The sequence below is a fragment of the Enterococcus sp. DIV2384 genome, assembly GCF_050534975.1.
In the GTDB taxonomy this organism is placed as follows: domain Bacteria; phylum Bacillota; class Bacilli; order Lactobacillales; family Enterococcaceae; genus Enterococcus; species Enterococcus faecalis.
This window is the reverse complement of sequence record NZ_CP172905.1, coordinates 2448200-2466039: the sequence shown is the minus strand read 5'-3', so window position 1 is coordinate 2466039 and position 17840 is coordinate 2448200. Positions and strand designations below refer to the sequence as shown.

17 protein-coding genes are annotated in these 17840 nt (G+C 34.8%); 11 read left to right on the top strand and 6 right to left on the bottom strand.

The features are described 5' to 3' along the window. Positions 1 to 49: 49 nt before the first annotated feature. Both IGK54_RS11795 and IGK54_RS11790 read right to left on the bottom strand, forming a co-directional pair. Complete coding sequence (locus IGK54_RS11795; protein ID WP_002355011.1) at positions 50 to 1705, bottom strand: peptide ABC transporter substrate-binding protein; 1656 nt, start codon at positions 1703 to 1705, stop codon at positions 50 to 52. A gap of 318 nt (positions 1706 to 2023) precedes the next feature. Beyond that, positions 2024 to 2365, bottom strand: a complete 342-nt coding sequence (locus IGK54_RS11790) for a PepSY domain-containing protein (protein ID WP_002355012.1) — start codon at positions 2363 to 2365, stop codon at positions 2024 to 2026. A gap of 306 nt (positions 2366 to 2671) precedes the next feature. Between IGK54_RS11790 and pepA the strand changes: the two genes are divergently transcribed. From pepA to ytpR, 4 genes are all read left to right on the top strand, one after another. Beyond that, on the top strand, positions 2672 to 3748 hold the full coding sequence (gene pepA, locus IGK54_RS11785) for a glutamyl aminopeptidase (RefSeq protein WP_002355013.1): 1077 nt from the start codon (positions 2672 to 2674) through the stop codon (positions 3746 to 3748). 11 nt (positions 3749 to 3759) lie between these two features. Further along, entirely contained in the window at positions 3760 to 4074 is a 315-nt protein-coding gene (locus tag IGK54_RS11780) for a thioredoxin family protein (RefSeq protein WP_002355015.1), read from the top strand. Between the two features lie 147 nt (positions 4075 to 4221). Then, positions 4222 to 4677 carry a universal stress protein gene (locus tag IGK54_RS11775; RefSeq protein ID WP_002385249.1) on the top strand — a complete coding sequence of 152 codons (456 nt, stop codon included), beginning with the start codon at positions 4222 to 4224 and terminating at the stop codon, positions 4675 to 4677. Positions 4678 to 4887: 210 nt separating this feature from the next. Then, entirely contained in the window at positions 4888 to 5508 is a 621-nt protein-coding gene (ytpR, locus tag IGK54_RS11770) for a YtpR family tRNA-binding protein (protein WP_002361057.1), read from the top strand. 46 nt (positions 5509 to 5554) lie between these two features. Here ytpR and IGK54_RS11765 read toward each other — a convergent pair whose 3' ends face one another. After that, complete coding sequence (locus IGK54_RS11765; RefSeq protein WP_002368406.1) at positions 5555 to 6853, bottom strand: S1C family serine protease; 1299 nt, start codon at positions 6851 to 6853, stop codon at positions 5555 to 5557. Between the two features lie 400 nt (positions 6854 to 7253). Between IGK54_RS11765 and rlmH the strand changes: the two genes are divergently transcribed. The 4 genes from rlmH to IGK54_RS11745 all read left to right on the top strand — a co-directional run bounded on the left by rlmH (position 7254) and on the right by IGK54_RS11745 (position 9787). Next, positions 7254 to 7733 carry a 23S rRNA (pseudouridine(1915)-N(3))-methyltransferase RlmH gene (rlmH, locus tag IGK54_RS11760; RefSeq protein ID WP_002378942.1) on the top strand — a complete coding sequence of 160 codons (480 nt, stop codon included), beginning with the start codon at positions 7254 to 7256 and terminating at the stop codon, positions 7731 to 7733. Positions 7734 to 8072: 339 nt separating this feature from the next. Continuing rightward, positions 8073 to 9005: a hypothetical protein gene (locus IGK54_RS11755; RefSeq protein WP_142957058.1), complete on the top strand. Its 933-nt coding sequence runs from the start codon at positions 8073 to 8075 to the stop codon at positions 9003 to 9005. Between the two features lie 296 nt (positions 9006 to 9301). Then, positions 9302 to 9514, top strand: coding sequence for a DUF960 family protein (locus IGK54_RS11750; RefSeq protein ID WP_016633824.1), 213 nt, complete (start codon positions 9302 to 9304; stop codon positions 9512 to 9514). 123 nt (positions 9515 to 9637) lie between these two features. Beyond that, a complete protein-coding gene (locus tag IGK54_RS11745) occupies positions 9638 to 9787 on the top strand; it encodes a hypothetical protein (protein WP_168354161.1) in 150 nt (49 codons plus the stop codon). Between the two features lie 466 nt (positions 9788 to 10253). On the opposite strand, the gene IGK54_RS11740 is transcribed toward IGK54_RS11745, so the two are convergent. Further along, a complete protein-coding gene (locus tag IGK54_RS11740; RefSeq protein WP_002378939.1) occupies positions 10254 to 11744 on the bottom strand; it encodes a hypothetical protein in 1491 nt (496 codons plus the stop codon). Next, complete coding sequence (locus IGK54_RS11735; RefSeq protein WP_002378937.1) at positions 11741 to 12787, bottom strand: hypothetical protein; 1047 nt, start codon at positions 12785 to 12787, stop codon at positions 11741 to 11743. The genes IGK54_RS11740 and IGK54_RS11735 overlap by 4 nt, the downstream gene beginning before the upstream one ends. A 429-nt stretch (positions 12788 to 13216) precedes the next feature. On the opposite strand from IGK54_RS11735, the gene IGK54_RS11730 reads away from it, so the two are divergent. Together IGK54_RS11730 and IGK54_RS11725 are read left to right on the top strand one after the other, a co-directional pair. Further along, a complete protein-coding gene (locus IGK54_RS11730; RefSeq protein ID WP_002378936.1) occupies positions 13217 to 14551 on the top strand; it encodes a reverse transcriptase domain-containing protein in 1335 nt (444 codons plus the stop codon). Between the two features lie 459 nt (positions 14552 to 15010). After that, positions 15011 to 15319, top strand: coding sequence for a hypothetical protein (locus IGK54_RS11725; RefSeq protein WP_002378935.1), 309 nt, complete (start codon positions 15011 to 15013; stop codon positions 15317 to 15319). A gap of 226 nt (positions 15320 to 15545) precedes the next feature. Here IGK54_RS11725 and IGK54_RS11720 read toward each other — a convergent pair whose 3' ends face one another. Next, the gene (locus tag IGK54_RS11720; RefSeq protein ID WP_002387350.1) at positions 15546 to 16949 is read right to left on the bottom strand and encodes a dicarboxylate/amino acid:cation symporter; all 1404 of its coding nucleotides are present in this window, start codon (positions 16947 to 16949) and stop codon (positions 15546 to 15548) included. Between the two features lie 332 nt (positions 16950 to 17281). Here IGK54_RS11720 and gst point away from each other — a divergent pair, with 332 nt between their 5' ends. Beyond that, positions 17282 to 17791 (top strand): DinB family glutathione transferase, encoded by a 510-nt coding sequence (gst, locus tag IGK54_RS11715; RefSeq protein WP_002409189.1) that lies wholly within the window; start codon positions 17282 to 17284, stop codon positions 17789 to 17791. Positions 17792 to 17840: the final 49 nt, after the last annotated feature.

Genomic DNA, 17840 nt, shown 5'->3' with positions numbered 1-17840 from the left:
AGCCAAAATCGCTATTGTTCCAAATCTTTTTCTAAATTTAATCGAGTGATTATTCTTTATACGCCCACTTGAAGTCGTATTTAGCACCTGTTGGATGATAAATAATTTCTTTCACGTTTGGTGCACGTAAGTGTGATTCTGCTTTTTGGTAAATTGGCACAACACCCATATCAGCAATTACTGTTTTTTCAGCGTTGATTAGATCTTCCCAGCGTTTTTCAGGATCGTTAACATCTGTGGTTTTGGACGCAGCAATGAATTTATCGTATTCAGGATTGCTGTAACGTCCACGGTTATTAGAAGTTGAGCTTTCTAATAAATCTAAGAAGTTAATTGGGTCTGAATAGTCGGCACTCCAACCACGAACAGCGATTTGGAAATCCCCTTTTAAGGTACGATCTAAACGAACGGCCATTGGGACAGGCGTCACAGTTACTTTTAAGCCTTCCAAAGTATCAGATAGTGATCCTTGAAGATATTCGCCCATTTTTTTAGCGCCTTCAGAGTCGTCTACCATTAAATCAACCGTTAAGTTGGAAACACCAAGTTCTTGTTTCGCTTTGTTCCAGTATTCCACAGCTTTTTTCTTGTCGTATTTGACTAATTTGTCGCTACCAGCTTCTTTAACAAAGTCTTCACCCGTTTTTGGTGATTTCGCGACATCCACAGGAACGAAGCCTTGTGAAGGAAGAGAGCCATTGGCTAAAATGTTTTTAGCTAATGAATCGCGATCGATGGCATAAGACATAGCACGACGTAAGTTTGCGTTGGTCAATGGTGATTTTTCATCTGCTTGATTCATTTCTAAATAGAAAGAAGAAGCGGCTTTTAATTGGACCAAGTCAGGCGAGTTTTGCATTTGTTGGGCCAGTTCGCCAGATAAATACGTATCATCCACTTCACCAGTTTCATAAAGATTTAAGGCAGTTGGGGCTTCTTTCACCACGTTGATAGCGACTTTATCTAACTTGACAGTCTCTTTATCCCAATATTCTTCATTTTTAGTTAGAGACCATTTAGTATCTGTTCCGGGACCATCAAACTCAGTTAGCGTAAACGGACCATTGTAGACTGCTTTATCGCTACTCTTTGTATAATCTTTACCAAAACGTTCAACGATATCTTGACGTTGCGGCAAGAAAGAAGGGAAAGCCAATAAATCGTCAAAATATGGTGTTGCTGTTTCTAAGGTGATTTCTAATTCATGATCATTGATTGCTTTAATGCCCAATTCTTCTTTAGGTAGTTCTCCTTTAGAAATTTTTTCAGCATTTTTTACTGGTTCAAACATGTAGGCATATTCTGAAGCAGTGGCAGGATCCACTGTTCGTTGCCAACCGTAAACGTAATCTGCAGCAGTAACTGGTTTGCCATCAGACCATTTTGATTCTTCACGTAATTTAACTTTGTAAACTAAACCGTCTTCTGAAACAGTCGCTTTTTCGGCTGCACCAGCAGGCGCGGGTTTGTTGTCTTTATCTAAACGATAGATTCCTTCGTAGACATTATTTAAAGTGGTAAAACTCACTTCATCTGTCGCAAGGGACGGATCGGCACTAGGCATTTCTTGGGATTCAACCATTGTGTATACTTGGTTGTCGCTGCCGCCGTTGCTAGCTCCTTTATCGTCACTGCCACCGCCGCAGGCCGCTAAAGCTAAGCTTGATAATACAAGTAATGAAGTAAATAAAACAGATTTCTTCATTTGACACGCTCCTTTTCATTTTTAGCAATACTCTCAGTATAATGTAAAAATGAAAAGGAGAAATTAAAAAATCGTTAGAAATGATTATTCTTTTATCAATTTTTAAAAAATGTCTAATCTTTTTTATGAAAAAAGTGGACAAACGTTGATAAGTAAAGATTTAAGCTGATTTCCATGCAGAAATCATTCGATTTTTGAGTATTTATTCATCATTGATTTGATTTTTTTGACATAAAATAAACATCCCTTTTACAAAAAACAAATGAGAAGAAAAAAAGATTGTTACAAAAGCAAATAAGTGCTTTTGTAACAATCTTTTTAATCTTTTAATCGTTGGATGTCAATGACAGTTCCTGTGTAGGCATCTGCAGTGAATTCGTATTGAACAATGCCGTCGTCTTCAATGCGGCAAATTCCTCCAGTATATGTTTTGGAGTGGATGGCGAATTTCCGCAAGGGCTTTTTCTCAAACTCAATCCACGAACCTTCAATCGGTCCTTCTTTTAAAAAAGCAGCTTTTACATTTTCTAAGACGAGATCAGCGGAGATTGTTTTTTTCTTATGGTAGAACAAGGTTGAGGCAATGCCGCCTACTAAACCAAGACCAACGCCTAGCGCTAAGCCGCCTTTAAAGTATGTCAACTCATTTTCTTCGTTCATTTGTATGACCTCCCTTGGTCGGTTTCTGCTTACTATTACTTTTGTCAGTATCACTCTTATTTTACCATAGAGAAGGGGCCGCTGAGAAATAAAAAAAGTTTTTCAATCATTCTTTTAGGGCATTCTCATTGTCACGTTTAAAAAGAGAAAGCAATGTGCATTTTCTAGTATTTGCGTTATAATAAGAGTGAAATCATATGAAAGGAGTACCTATTTTTATCGACAGGATAAAGTGACTTTTTAGAGAAAAAGTGACGCTTGGTTGGCGTAATTTCCAACAAATCAAAAGCAATAGGACATACATCTATGGAAGAAAAAACATTTCAACGAATCAAGGAATTAACTGAATTACAAGGAACCAGCGGATTTGAAGACGACATTCGCGCGTACATGAAAGAACATATCACCCCGTTAGTGGACGATGTTCAATATGATGGTTTAGGCGGTATTTTTGGGATTAAACGTTCAAAAGTGGAAGCAGCGCCACGCGTAATGGTAGCAGCCCACATGGACGAAGTTGGCTTCATGTTAACTCAAATTAACGATAATGGTTTATTCCAAGTGGTTCCTTTAGGTGGCTGGAATCCCTATGTTGTTTCAGCACAACGTTTTACGTTAAAAACAAGTAAAGGGAACTATCCATGTATTTCTTCATCTATTCCGCCACACTTGTTGCGTGGTACGAGTGGTCAAAAACAATTAGAAGTCTCTGATGTGTTATTTGATGCAGGATTCTCTTCAAAAGAAGAAGCTGAAAGCTTTGGCGTTCGTCCAGGGGATTCCATTGTTCCACAAACAGAAACGATTAAAACAGCCAATGGCAAAAATATTATCAGTAAATCATGGGATAACCGCTATGGTTGTACGTTGGTATTAGATGCATTGGAAACGTTACAAAATGAAGAATTAGGCCACACATTAATTGCTGGGGCAAACGTACAAGAAGAAGTTGGTTTACGTGGTTCTAAACCATCTGTTCATAAATTTAATCCAGATATTTTCTTTGCGGTGGATTGTTCAGCGGCAGATGATATTCATACGAAAAAAGGGACGTATGGTCATTTAGGTGAAGGAACGTTATTACGGATTTTCGACCCAGGTTTGATCACATTGCCTCGCTTACGTGAATATTTATTAGATACAGCTGCGACACACAATATTCCGTATCAATATTTTGTTTCTAAAGGCGGAACGGATGCTGGGGCAGCGCACACAACTAATAATGGTGTACCAAGTACAGTCATCGGCGTTTGTGGTCGTTACATCCATACGCATCAAACAATGTTTAGTATTGCGGATTATGAAGCAGCGCGGGAAATGTTGTTACAAGCATTACGTGGCTTGGATAAATCAACAGTTAATACAATTGTTTACGGAAAGTAGAGGATGTTTAAATGATTTATCCCAATTCATTAGAAGAACTAGCAACTTATGTTGAAAAAGGTAAAAATGTTTTCTTCTTTACTGCTGATTGGTGCGGAGACTGTCGTTTCATTAAACCAGTCATGCCTGAAATTGAAGAAGCATTTCCAGCGTTTCAATTTATCGAAGTCGACCGTGATCAGTTTATTGACGTGGCTGCCGAGTGGAATATTTTTGGTATTCCGAGTTTTGTCGTAATTGAAAACGGTCAAGAGTTAGGACGCTTAGTAAACAAAGACCGAAAAACAAAAGAAGAAATCAGTGCATTTTTAACTAGCTTAGGCTAATTTTCATGAACCAGAGGAACCATTAAATTAAGAGAGAATCAGCTGGACAAAAGGGCGTTCTGCGCAAGGGTCCTAAATTCATTTTTGACTCTAGTTTCTTAGTCAAAGAAGCCTTTTAGATCAGCCTCCATCGGGAAGGTGACGAAAATGGAAGAACAAATGTATAAAAATATTCTTGTCGGCGTAGACGGTAGTGATCAAGCCAATTTAGCTTATGAACGTGCAATTGAGGTTGCTCGTCGAAACGGAAGCCGAGTCATTGTTGCAAATATTTTAGAAAATCAAGTGTATACAATGATGGGGTATTCGACGTTAAATGATCAATTAATTGATCAAGAAACAGCCGCTGCGGAAGAATTAATGGCCGATTGTAAAAAGTATGCTGAAAGCGTTGATTTTCATAATGTTGAAACAGTTACCATGTTTGGTTCACCCAAAGAAGTCATGAGTCATGAATTACCTGAAAAATACAATGTTGATTTAATTATGGTGGGACAATCAGGATTAAACGCAGTCGAACGTGTGGTCATGGGAAGCGTCAGTAGCTACATTATTCGTCAAGCTCCTTGCGATGTCTTAATTGTTCACTCTGAAGAAAAATAAGCAAAAAAAGTTATTGATTGAATAGAGAGTTGACCTAACGTTTCTTTTGTTTTTTCAAAGGATCAGCGGCTTGTCATTCAAAATTGAGGACTTGGAGAATAAGTCATAGCGACATATTTTCCAAGTCTTTTAGTTTTTCGACAAAAAAGTATGCACAATGGGTTAATTTTTGATAAGATAAGACAGGAAAACGACAGAGGAGGAACAGAAATGATTTTTGCATATAATAAAGAACACGTTGGCGATGTCTTACTTGTCATCGTTGCGGACGATCAAGGTGCGGAAAACCAAGTAAAACGTGTCGGCGATGTGGCACGTGTAAGTTTAGTTGAGGCGCCAGAAACAGTGGTAGCTTGGAATATTTTCAATGCTTCAGCGCTTCTAGGTGACATTAATGGCACCGGCCAAGTGACTTTAACAGACGAACAAATTGAAAAAGTCAATACAGCGATTAAAGATGCGGGATTTTCAGAAACCCTTGAAAAAGACGACACCCCTAAAATTGTGGTTGGCTTTGTCAAATCATGTAAGAAACACCCAGATTCAGATCATTTATCTATCACACAAACAGAAGTAGACAACGGCGAAATCTTACAAATTGTTTGTGGCGCACCGAACATCAAAGCAGGACAAAAAGTAGTTGTGGCCAAACCAGGCGCAATGATGCCTGATGGTTTAATGATTTGGCCAGGGGTTTTACGTGGGGAAGAAAGTTTTGGAATGATTTGTTCAGCAAAAGAATTACGTTTACCAAATGCACCTGCTAAAAAAGGAATCTTAGAATTGCCTTTTGATGCAGAAGTTGGTTCTGCATTTGCGGTAGGAGAATAAAAGAAAGAAACGACCTGTTGTTCAGACAACAGGTCGTTTCTTTCTTTTATTGATTGCTTCGATTATTTTGTTGTGTTAAAGCTGATTTATCAATGGTTAAATCGATGGTTGCTTTCATTTCTTTAGAACCACGATAATAAGTCACTTCCATTTTGTCGCCAACTTTTTTCTTGTAAAGCGCGCTTTGTAAATCTGTAGTAGAGCTTACGTCTTGGCCGTCAACTTTCGTGATAACATCGTATTTTTCCAATCCAGCCTTTTCAGCAGGGGTCGCTGCTTCAACACCACGAACCACTACGCCAGTTTTTACAGAAGCTGGAATTTTTAAAATTTGTTCTTGTTGTTGTGAAGAGATACCTGTTAAATCAGACATCGTAATCCCGAGAGCTGGCCGCGTCACTTTACCATCTTTTTCTAATTGGTTGATAATGTTGACTACGTCATTACTTGGAATGGCAAAGCCCATCCCTTCAACGCTCACTTGACTAGTTGATTGCACAATTTTTACTGAGTTAATGCCAATGACTTGTCCTTCAATATTGATTAGTGGACCACCAGAGTTTCCTGGATTGATGGCAGCATCGGTTTGAATGGCATTAATATTGATAGTTTCACCGGATTCATTTTTATTGGTAATATTTCTATTCACAGAAGAGATGATTCCTTGTGTGACAGAGTTAGCATAATCAGAGCCTAGAGGGGAACCAATTGCAATAGCAGGCTCACCGACTGTGATTTTACTAGAATTTCCAAACTCAGCGACTTGATCAACTTTGTCGGAAGAAATTTTAATCACGGCTAAATCCGTGTAAGCATCGGTTCCGACTAATTCGCCTTTCACTTTGGTACCATCAGATAAAACAACTTCCAATCCTTGCGCTTTATCTACGACGTGGTTATTTGTCACGACATAAGCCGTTTTACCATCTTTCTTATAAATAACCCCACTACCTTCACTGGCTGCTTCTAAATCGTTACCATTGTTGCCAGAAGAGTCTTGAGTACCTTCATTCCCACCGAACAATCCCCCAAAAGGATCATCTGCCGAAGAATTGTTGCTAGCACTTTGCATATTAATGACAGAAACCACAGAATTTTGAACTTTTTTCACGGCTTTTGTGACATCGCTAGACACATTGTAACTTACATTGCTGACTTTTGTGTCGCCGTGATTAGTGGATGTCGTCGTCGCCGCATTATTTCCGCCGTTGGGTGTGGGAATAATCCCAGAATAAGCGCCTCCTAGAATAAGAGCGCCACCAAGTAAGCCGCCAGCTAAACCAATCCCAAATTTTTGCAATAAACTTTTTTTATCTGAATTAGGTGTAACATCTTTTCGTTGCATAAAATAACCTCCCAATAAGTGCATCTGAATTTTCTATATTAAGTATATCTGTTTCCTACTCCTTTAGTCTATCGAATAGCTTTGAATTTTTTATGAACAACTTAGGGAAAAATTACAGAAAAAATACGAATGAAAAAGTTATACACAGAAAAATGTGAACAAATCGGGAATAACTCTGTGTATAGTTTTTAAGAAAGTTATCCACAGAATGTGGATAATGTGGACAAATCAGTGGCGAATATGTGTTTGTATTGAAAAAGCTGTTAAATAAAGTAATTTTTTAGTTTGTTCTGTGGATAACTCTGTGTATATGTGTATAAGTATGTGGAAACGTTGTGGAAAGTAGCCAAACTTCGTGCTAAAATAAGAAAGAAGAGAAAACGAGAAAGTAGTGGAATAGGTGAAAATTAAACTAGTAACAGTCGGAAAACTGAAAGAAAAATACCTGATTCAAGGCATTAATGAATATCTGAAACGTTTAAATAGCTATGCCAAGATGGAAATCATTGAAGTACCAGATGAAAAAGCCCCAGAAAAACTCAGTGACGCTGAAATGCTTCAAGTCAAAGAAAAAGAAGGCCAACGTATTTTGGGGAAAATTAATGACAACGAATACGTCTTTATTTTAGCCATTAATGGCAAACAATTATCTAGTGAAGAATTTTCAAAAGAAATTGAACAATTAGGGATTAGTGGCAAAAGTAACCTAACCTTTGTCATTGGTGGCTCCTTAGGTCTCAGTGATTCAGTCCTTCAGCGAAGTAACCAACAAATTTCTTTTGGCCGCTTAACTTATCCACATCAGTTAATGCGTTTGGTATTAGTGGAACAAATTTATCGCGGTTTTCGGATTATGAAAGGGGAACCGTATCATAAGTAGGGATGTTTTTGAAAAGTAACTGTATACCAGGAGTTTATGTGTGGAAATTCAAGGTGGAATGATAAGGATGCTGGATGGGATTAGGAATTTAGAAGTATATAGAATTCACCACAAATATTGTTTCTTCTGTTATTCCTAGTTTCTATGAATTTGATAGTAATCCTTTTTTATTTGAAATAAATCCCATTATTTATGAATATAGTTTAACTAGTTTTGGCAAAATTTTTTGAAAATTATAGGATAAATCTTTTATCGGAAGATATATCTATTCAAAGTAAATAGTAAGATGTTCTTTTTATGCGCAATTAGGTTTTATAAAGTAAGATTTAAGAGGAGGCTATGGAAGTGAAAGGCAATTGTATTCTATGTGGAAAATACGCTGAACTTACTAAAGAACATGTACCACCTAAAAAATCAGGAAATACTGGAATGAAAAAGACAAGAACGGGTAATTTAGATGATTTTATTAAAGGTGACTTTACAAAAGGTGATTTCCCGAAGGGGATTAAAAGGAAACCATATGGAAATGTTCATTATACATTATGCAGTGAGTGCAATAGTTTCTTTGGTAGTGAGTATGTCAAAGAGTATATTGAATTTGCAGAAAACAATAAAAATTTCCTTTATAAAAACACTAGTTTAAAGAATGGTAAAGTTTATTTAACACATTCAATAAAGAAAATAAATTCATTTAGAGTTGCAAAGGCAATTGTAGCAATGTTTTTTAGTTTAAATGGGGATAAAGATTCAATGGATAAGCCATTTTTAGACTCAGTACGAGAATATCTTAGTAATCCTAAAAATACTTTATTTCCTCATGAAGACTACAAAATTATAATGAATTATTATCTTCCGATAGGTGCTCCGCAAGATTCTAAAATCAAAATTCCTAATGACATAATAAATGATGGTGGCACTCACAATGTAATAAAAGGTTTTATGACTCTCAATATATCAAATGGAAGAAAAATTCGATTTTCTGAAATACAGTATGAAGGAATTGGTTTTACTCTTATAGATTTAAAAAATTCAACTTTTGAAATAAAAGAAGGATTAGATTTAAAAAATCTTCTTTGTGGAGGTGACAAAATCAGAAAAATACAATTGTACAAAGTTCCTATACTAACACCTACAGTACTTACAATGTTTGAGATGAAAAATAAAATTAGATACTCCGATTCTGGTTCAGATCTATTGATTAGAAATCAGCTAATAACAGATTTTCTTACAGAATTAAAGATAAGTAAAGCTGCTAAACTCAATTCTTTCTAGACTTTGTAATATAACTCAATTTTAGGGAGACTGCTTTTTTGAAATTATCAATGAGATATAATTAATTAGTAACAATATCTGTTAGAAAGGGTACAAAAGCTGACATCATAAAACTGATTTCATTGTAGAAATAATAGCTCATAGAAGAATGTAAGTGAATGAAGAGAGAAATGTCCTGATACTAATTTAAAAAGAAAGCAGAGACAATGTAAATTGCAAATATATATTATAATTATGAAGCCCAATCATTCTAATCGGTGATTGGGTTATTTTTGTGTCTAAAGAAGGATTAAGCAGTGTTCGATACACAAGAAAATCGTTATAACACTAGGAAAGTGAATAAACAAGTACCGAAGGAGATACAGATGCGCTGTTTTCAATTGATTTATAAGAAGGGGAAACAAGATTATCTACAGATATTCGAGTTCAATCGAGGTAATCAGAGAGGAACGATCACGATTGTCCCTTGTCAAGAAGAACTGTTCTTTATTGATTATCACGAACGTTGAATAGTGGAGGCTTTAATAAAACAATGAATGCAATGGAAAGAATTTAAGGAAATTAGCCCGATATTATGGTTATAGTGAAAGATATCATAACAGGCAACGAAGATGAAAATGGAGGAAGCAAAAGTGAAGTTGTTAAATAATTTGAATAATGTAGGTGCAGTAGTGATGATTGTTGGCTTATTTATTGGAAACTTCTATACTTCCGCAAATGGAGCGTACGCTAGCTCGTATATTTTAACAGGCACGAAGATTATTACTCATATTTGGTATTAGTATTGATTCCAATCTTAAACAGTGACATAAAAGAGATCGATAAAAATATTGAACGATTGGAAAAGGTCATTTACTTTGTACTAGACATGAAAGCAGATGGGGGATACCGAATAAATGATATGCAGACTAAACGCTTAAAAAAGCAATTTGAAATAGATGTAATCCAAGAAAAATTGTGACAATGACTCGAAATGTTGATCTAGATGACGCTGAGGAATGCTTAAGATACCTTTAGGAAGTGATGAAAGGAGTTTCCTAAAGAATCACTAACAGCCATTTATCAGACGTTTATTAATTCTATTGTCTATAATAAAATAACGAAAACAGTCAAAATAAAACTAACTATCAGCCAACAAGTTTTAAGTAAAATAGAAGATTACAACGAAATTAAAACATCAATTCCATTTGACGGAATTGATGCTTTGTTTGTGTATTGTGTACATAGAATGGAAATAAACTAGAGTTGTCACATTAGATGATCTGTTTTAATTTCTATGTTGTCTAATGTGATAGATTCTTCAGAAAATATTTTATCTATGAGCTGAATAGTTTCTGAAGGCTTGAAATTATTATACTTGTAAATTGAAGCGACAATAATTTGATTGTCCTTAAAGTCTTCATTTAGAATATCAAATGTTTCTTCGACATTTTTTTGATCTACTTCCCTACCACTCGGCGAATCTAAAATTATTGGAAGTTTGTAACCTAAATAATCTTGTAGTTCAATAATATAGGCCATCTTAAATGAGAATACAATTTTGTGTAAGATAGCCCCACTTAAAGATTTTAAATCAGATGTGAAAATATAATTTTTTGATTGATCAATATATTGGTCCACGCCCAACTTAGTAGCATATTTCATTATACTAAAATGTAGATTATTTAATGTTTTATTACTAATTGAAAGTTTTTCCTTCATTTCATTTGTAAGAGAAGTTTTTCTCTTTCTTAAAGATTCAAGTGTCTGGATTAATTGTTCATAAGGAACACTTACTCGGGAAATCAAATTATCAGCCTTATCTATTTCACTTTGCAGCGAAAAAAGATTGTTACTTTTTTGAATTTCTAACATGATTTCTCTAATATCTTTTTCAACATAGGATTGTTCTCTTTTCAACAAAGAAACTCGAGCATTAATATACTTTTGGTTATCATTAAAATGAATTATAGTGTCTTCCTTTACAGGAATTTCAATTCCAGAATCTTTGTCCTTAACTACAAGATTCATCTTTTCAATATAATTAATAAACTGTTTATTTTCCTTAAGACTATTTTCTAAATCACTAATTTTAGCCTTTAGTTCCTCGCTTCGTATTTTTTTTAATTGAAGCTTACTTTCTAGTTCTAAGACATAGTCAGATGAAAAAATAGAATCATCACCTATCTGTGATAGGTGATTCTTGTATTCTATTATATTTAATATCTGAGAATACTTTTTTATTTCGGCATTTATGTTTTCTAGTTCAGTTTTTTGTTCTGATAAGTCTCTGTCTGACACACCTTCAATTAAATCTTCTACTTTGAATTTGATGCTACCGATTACTGTTCCCCTATTAAGTAAAGTCCATCCTTTTTCTTGATCCATGTAAACGGAGCCAAGAATACTTTTTAATACATTTTCATTTTTAGTGTTCCAAATGGCAGAAATTACTAGGCCTTCATCAGTAGGTAGATTATATTCGAGGCTAGAATCATCTTCGTAAATCAAAACTATTTTATCATTAGCTCTTTCTACAAATTCTAGTCCCATTGGTGTTTTTAAAGAGAGACGTGTTTTTACTTTTTTAAACGGTAGCCTTTTAGTTTGTGGGATACTGTAACCCATTGAATAGAATAGCAGTCTTAATAAGGTGGATTTTCCAGCACTATTTTTAGCACTATGAATTAATGTCCTAGAATCTAAGCTAAAAGTTTTTTTAATTCCGTTATATTCTAAATCTAGCTGGTTTAACCTCATAATCCTACCTCCTTATCTAGTCTTTCAATCAATTTTATTTTTCTCAGTATTTTCCATATTATAAACTTGGTGACAGCGTTAGATGTATCATTAGACTCTGAAAAGAATATTTTTTTTTCGTAGTAATTAGCGTATTCTTCTATGAAGCTCTTTGGGGCAGTTCTTTTGCTAGTGTAATTTTTACTTTTAAGATAATCACGGTATTGTTGAACTACTTGATTAATAAAATGGAAATCAATCGATTTTCTTTCGATGAATTCAGAATAGGTATTTTCAATAGCATCTTCTTCGCCCATATCTAAATCAAATTCTTCAAAAAAATCATCATTTACAGGGTCTAAAGCGAAGATGACGATCGGCCATGTCAAATCCCCTTTTTCCAAGGCAATTGATTTAGATGGATTTTTTGCAAAATCGAGCTGATAATTTTCAAATACTCGAGCTGCTTGCGCGTTACTTAACCCAATATTAGTTAAAAATTCAGTAACACTTTCTTTTATAAATCTGTACCTAGTTCGATCATCATCGCCGAAAAAAGGAAGGGTTCTAATTATGAGGCGGTTAACATCAAAATTTGATATATCTAGCTTTTCTTGTTGAGCTATTTTTAAACCATAGGACTGTATTTTGTCTTTTATTTTATCTGGCAATTCTGAGAAAGAATACTTTGTAGGGCTATTGGAAAACATAGTTGAAAACTTTTGAAAGACAAAGGGATTAGCAATATTGGTTCCGTACACTAGGTAAGCATAACTATTGGTTTGGGAAGCATTTATTAGTGTTTTCAAGGCATCTTTTAAGTGTTTATTAGTATTGCTACTACTATAAGGATCACGTTGGGATTTAGCTTGAATATAAATCATCTCTTGATTTTTATACGAAATTTCAATGTCTTCTGTTTTGCCTTCTACCTTGATGCTCTTCAAGTCTTTTAAGTTTTGAGACACAATAAAAAGAGCTAGGCTACTTTGAAAATCCCAACCAAAAGCAGAAGCTTGAGCATTTGTATCAATGATATTAAGTTCTTCTTTTCTATTTTCCATATAGACACCTAAACACCTTACACGTAGAAGTAAATTTATAATTCTATTATAAACTATTTTCAATATATTTAAAGGAAAGTATGTTATTTATCGAGCTGACATATCAATTTAGATATGATAAAATTAATTTGCTCTATAAGTAGTTGTAGAGGGATAATGTTTGCTAAAGTCAAGCACTAGCAGTATTACAACAAGTAGTCTGTTTGTGTGGTACAAAGTTGACATAGGTCTGAACAGGCTCATAGCCGCTTCAACTCCTTTCGTTAATTCAATGGCTTTATCAATATTATACAGGAACAGTTTGATGTTCTTTGGGCGCTGTGAGTATAGAACTATACCACTTGTAAGGTTTGCGTGCAGGAAGAGTAGTATCCCATTGGCCCTAAATGGTGCTTTTCCTCATCCAAAAAATAAAAAGGAGATGTAGTTTTGGAAGACTTTATCACAAAATCTTATCTTCATTTTGACTATAGAACAAGATATAATTCCGTAAAAGACTATGTAGAAAGTCCTCAAAGGATTATAAAACATGGTTTTTTTCCTTTTATACACAAAAAGAAAGTGTTAGTAAAGTATAAGGTTAATGGTGCAGGGGAGAGGCCTGTCAAGATTAAACCGCGTGAGCTTTATAGAGCCTCGCATTTAGATTCTTGTATTTACAGATACTACGCGGATTGTCTAAATAAAGATTATGAAAGAGTAGCAGAAATAAGAAATATTGATAATAATGTCGCTGCTTACAGGGCCGGAAAAGGAAAATCGAATATAGATTATGCGGCAGAAACAATGGATTTCATTAAGAGAACCAGCTATGGTTGTTTTATTTTTTTAGGGGATTTTGAAAAATTTTTCGATACTCTGAATCATGAATATTTAAAATGTAAGCTAAAAGAAGTCTTAAATACAAATAAATTGGCTGAAGATTGGTTTAAAGTATTTAAAACATTAACAAGTTTTTCTTGGGTTGAACAAAAAGATTTAAATGACCTATTTGGTTCAGAAAAAGAACAATACAAGAACTGTTTAAAAACTTATTTTGAAACTTGGAAGGAATTTAGAAATTTTAAGGCTGATGGTCATGTACATAGAAATACTAAGCCTTTTGGAATCCCCCAAGGAACCCCAATAAGTGCTTTATTATCAAATATTTACATGATAGATTTTGATGATTGGTTAAATAAATTATCATCTAAGTATGAAGGGAAATATTTAAGATATGCGGATGATTTCATTTTGATACTGCCATGTAGTACAACATCTAAAGACGTTTATCTTGAAATTGTTAATGAGATTTTGCAATATGCATCCGATGTTACTAAGTTGAAGATTGAGAAGAATAAAACAGAGAAATATCTTTTTAAAAACGATACAATTTATTTATTTGAGCCTAATAAAACCGACACGTCAAGTCTAGTAAAATCAAAATTGGATTATTTGGGCTTCGTATTTGATGGCAGTAATGTAAAAATGAGGCAAAAAAGTGTTTCAAAATTTTATAGAAAAGCCGATAAAGCGATAAGAACTGCTAGAGCAAAAAGTCGAATTAAAAAATCGAGTTATCTAATTGGTAAAAGGCACATTTATAGATATTTTTTTGATGTAGGTGCAAGGGATAGTAGAGGGAGTAAATTTGGGAATTTTATCTCTTATGCTAGAAGATGTCAAAAGAAATTTGATCAAATATCTCCTATGACGGAGAACTTAATGATGGAACAAATAAAAAATAGACGAAAAAAATTATTAAAAAAAATGCATAAAAGCTAACGATCAATTTATTGATTGCTAGCTTTTTTAGCGCAAAATAAATTATTTCGAAGAACTGTATAAATAAATAGGTTACTATTGTGAAGTTTATGAGGAAAGAGGAATTTAAGTGTCTAAAATTGTTAGTTTTTCAAATTCTACTATTAAAGCACTGTAGGCTGGTGATAGTCAAGATTACTATGTCTATTGTTTAATAGACCTAGAGATAATTGATCTTTCTATATTGGAAAAGGCAAAGGAAATAGAGTTTTTTCACATAAGCTGGCAGCAAAAGCATTATTAAAAATATGGGATAAGGGGAATTCATTAGTAACTTAAAATTAAACCATATTATAAAAAATATTCATAGTGGTCAAGATGTGAAAGTCATATCATTTCTTAGTTGGATTAACAGAGAATGAAGCTTTTTCGTGCAAAAATACTTTAATCAATGATGCAAAATTAATACAAAAACTACCATTGGCTAATTTAGTTAATGGATATGGAAATAGAGGAATGTTAGTAGAGGATTTAGAAAGTCGATTTGGTTACGAATCTATTAACATTGAGAAAATTAAAACAAATGAACTGATTTTAGCAGTTAAAATAAGAGATGCTTTTAAGTTAAACCAAGATGAAACATTGAATTACACTTTGGATAATAGACAAGAGGATAATTTGAAAAGTAGTACATTAGGAATTTGGGTAATTAGTGAGAGTGAAGTACAACCAATTAAATACATCATTGGAGTTCATACTGGGGCAGATAATGCTCTGGTATCAGCTTAAGAAATAACAGTTGAATACTCGGAAAAAAGAATACAAAAAATGGCTGGGTAAGATATTCTTTTTTTGCACTGTCAAATTCAGTAAAAACAATGAAAAATTAGGAGTTTATAAAAAAAGCTTACCTGAATTAAAGTTTGGATATGGTACAGCTATAGCATATATAAATTATAAGTAGTAATTAACGAAAAAAGCAGACTTCCATACAAGAAGTCTGCTTTTTCATTAATTACTCCGCTTCCGCATTTTGCAAGTCAGCGACATCAGTCAGATAAGTGGCTTCATCCAACAAATCTTCCGAATGTGCGACATAAATCGCAGTGGCGCTATCACCAACCACGTTTAGGCTAGTAACGAGCATTTCGATTGGACGATTAATGGCTAAAATCAATGAATACGTCGCAATCGCAATCTCATTGTTATAGTTTAAACCAGTTAAAATAGTGAAAAGGATAATTCCGCCAGCGCCAGGTGCCGCCGGTGTACCAATGGATGACATTAAAGCTAAAATGGCAATCAAGGCAATATTAGCTGGTGTCACTTCATAACCAGCTACGCCCGCTACAAAAATAGCCGCAATTACTTGCATAATCGCTGTGCCGTTCATATTAATAGTCATTCCTAACGGCAAGACAAAGGCGGCAACATCGCTGTCGACACCTAACTCTTCAACCGTTGTTTTTGTATTTAACGGTAAAGTGGCTGCCGAAGAAGAAGTAGAAAATCCAAAGACCACAACTTTCATAATCTTTTTAATAAAAGGAACAGGATTTAATTTTGTCGCAAATAAGATAAATAATGGGTAACCGATCATCAAAAAGGCTAAGAGCGTCGCTGTCGTTGTTACGACGTAGACTAATGCTGGTTTTAAATAATCAATCCCGTAAGAAGCAAACGTCCGAACTAACAACATAAAGACGGCGATAGGAGCAAATTTAGTAATTACAAAGGTTAAAAATAACGTGACCATCGCATTGACTTCTTCAATTAATTTTTTGAAAACACGAATTTTATCCCCTAATGCATTAATACATAAACCAGTAATCACTGCCAACACAACAACAGCTAAAATCGCACCATTGTCGCTAAATGCAGAACCGATATTTTTCGTGACAGCATTGACTATCACCATTAATGGGTTGCCGCTTGTACTTACTTCGACAGGAGCTAGCGTTTCAGATAACGACACATTAAAAGCGCCAGTTAAATATACGCTATAGCCCACAATTCCTGCCGTTAATAGAGCAATCAGTGACATCGATAAAAAGCCAAAAATTGTTTTATAAGAAATTCGTCCTAATTTTTGCGTATCGGTAATATGACAAATGGCTAAAGTAATTGAAGTAAAGACCATCGGCACAATCACTAATTGTAGGCCGTTGATAAATAGTTGACCAATAATATAGAAAAGCCCAATCGCAGATTGTCCTTTTTCAGGATCTGAAATATCTTGGAAAAGAATCTGATTGATTGTCTGCCACACAGCGCCTTGATTGCTGCGAATAAGGTGCTCTCTTAAAAATAAAAAGCCGAGCCCAACGATTAAACCTCCCACCAATGAAATCACCATTTTTTTGGTAAATGAGATACCTTTCACTTCACGTTTTTTCTTTTCCACTTTGTTGCCTCCCAAATAAATTGATTAAGCACCGCGCAAAAAAAGCCTTGCACACAAAAAAAGGGCAAGACATCTCGTATCATTCACTATACAAAAATACAGAATTTTACAGAACTTTGCCTTGTTAGCCTCTCGGACTATCTTAAAGGTACTTTTCCACATACTAAGGGAAACTACGAGAATTGTCAATTCTTTTTTACTTAGGGGGGTGTTATTTTTGAAGAAAGAAAGTGATCTTTACCCTTTCCGCAGATACCGCAGCCAAAAAAGAACTACAACGGATTCTTTTGCAGTATAATAGAAAATAGAAACGAAAGAACAGGCACCAACACAAAGGAGGTATTTTTATGAAAGTCACTCAACTTTCTAGTGAAACCCTTGACCGAGCGCACGAACGTTTTGAAGAAACACTTGCGCAAATGACCGTTGCCGAAGCAAACACGATGCCCGCACCATTAATTAAGTCTGTTACTTGGCTAATGTGGCACACAGCCAGAGAATTAGACCTACAAATTTCCGCACTTAATCATAGTGAGCCGTTATGGCTTAGCCAACACTGGACAGAAAAATTTGCCTTGGATTTGCCAGATGAAACAGAAGACTGGCATCACACACCAGAAGAAGCGGCGAAAGTCGTGGTGGCAGAAAAGCAATTGCTTAGTGACTATTTGGCTGCCAGTGTGGCACTTACCAAAAGCTATTTAGACCAAGTCAAAGAAGAACAATTGTCAGACGTGATTGATAAAAATTGGACCCCGCCGGTGACTAGACAAGTGCGTTTAGTTTCAGCGATTGATGATGCAGTGATGCATTCTGGGCAAGCCGTTTATACACGAAGATTAGTCATTGGAAAATGATAAATAAGAAAAAACAAAAAATGCTTCTGCCTAAGCAGGAGTATTTTTT

Coding starts and splice junctions, on each gene's coding strand:
- IGK54_RS11795 (WP_002355011.1), bottom strand. CDS start 1,705: ATGAAGAAATCTGTTTTATTTACTTCATTACTTGTATTATCAAGCTTA.
- IGK54_RS11790 (WP_002355012.1), bottom strand. CDS start 2,365: ATGAACGAAGAAAATGAGTTGACATACTTTAAAGGCGGCTTAGCGCTA.
- pepA (WP_002355013.1), top strand. CDS start 2,672: ATGGAAGAAAAAACATTTCAACGAATCAAGGAATTAACTGAATTACAA.
- IGK54_RS11780 (WP_002355015.1), top strand. CDS start 3,760: ATGATTTATCCCAATTCATTAGAAGAACTAGCAACTTATGTTGAAAAA.
- IGK54_RS11775 (WP_002385249.1), top strand. CDS start 4,222: ATGGAAGAACAAATGTATAAAAATATTCTTGTCGGCGTAGACGGTAGT.
- ytpR (WP_002361057.1), top strand. CDS start 4,888: ATGATTTTTGCATATAATAAAGAACACGTTGGCGATGTCTTACTTGTC.
- IGK54_RS11765 (WP_002368406.1), bottom strand. CDS start 6,853: ATGCAACGAAAAGATGTTACACCTAATTCAGATAAAAAAAGTTTATTG.
- IGK54_RS11755 (WP_142957058.1), top strand. CDS start 8,073: ATGGAAGTGAAAGGCAATTGTATTCTATGTGGAAAATACGCTGAACTT.
- IGK54_RS11740 (WP_002378939.1), bottom strand. CDS start 11,744: ATGAGGTTAAACCAGCTAGATTTAGAATATAACGGAATTAAAAAAACT.
- IGK54_RS11735 (WP_002378937.1), bottom strand. CDS start 12,787: ATGGAAAATAGAAAAGAAGAACTTAATATCATTGATACAAATGCTCAA.
- gst (WP_002409189.1), top strand. CDS start 17,282: ATGAAAGTCACTCAACTTTCTAGTGAAACCCTTGACCGAGCGCACGAA.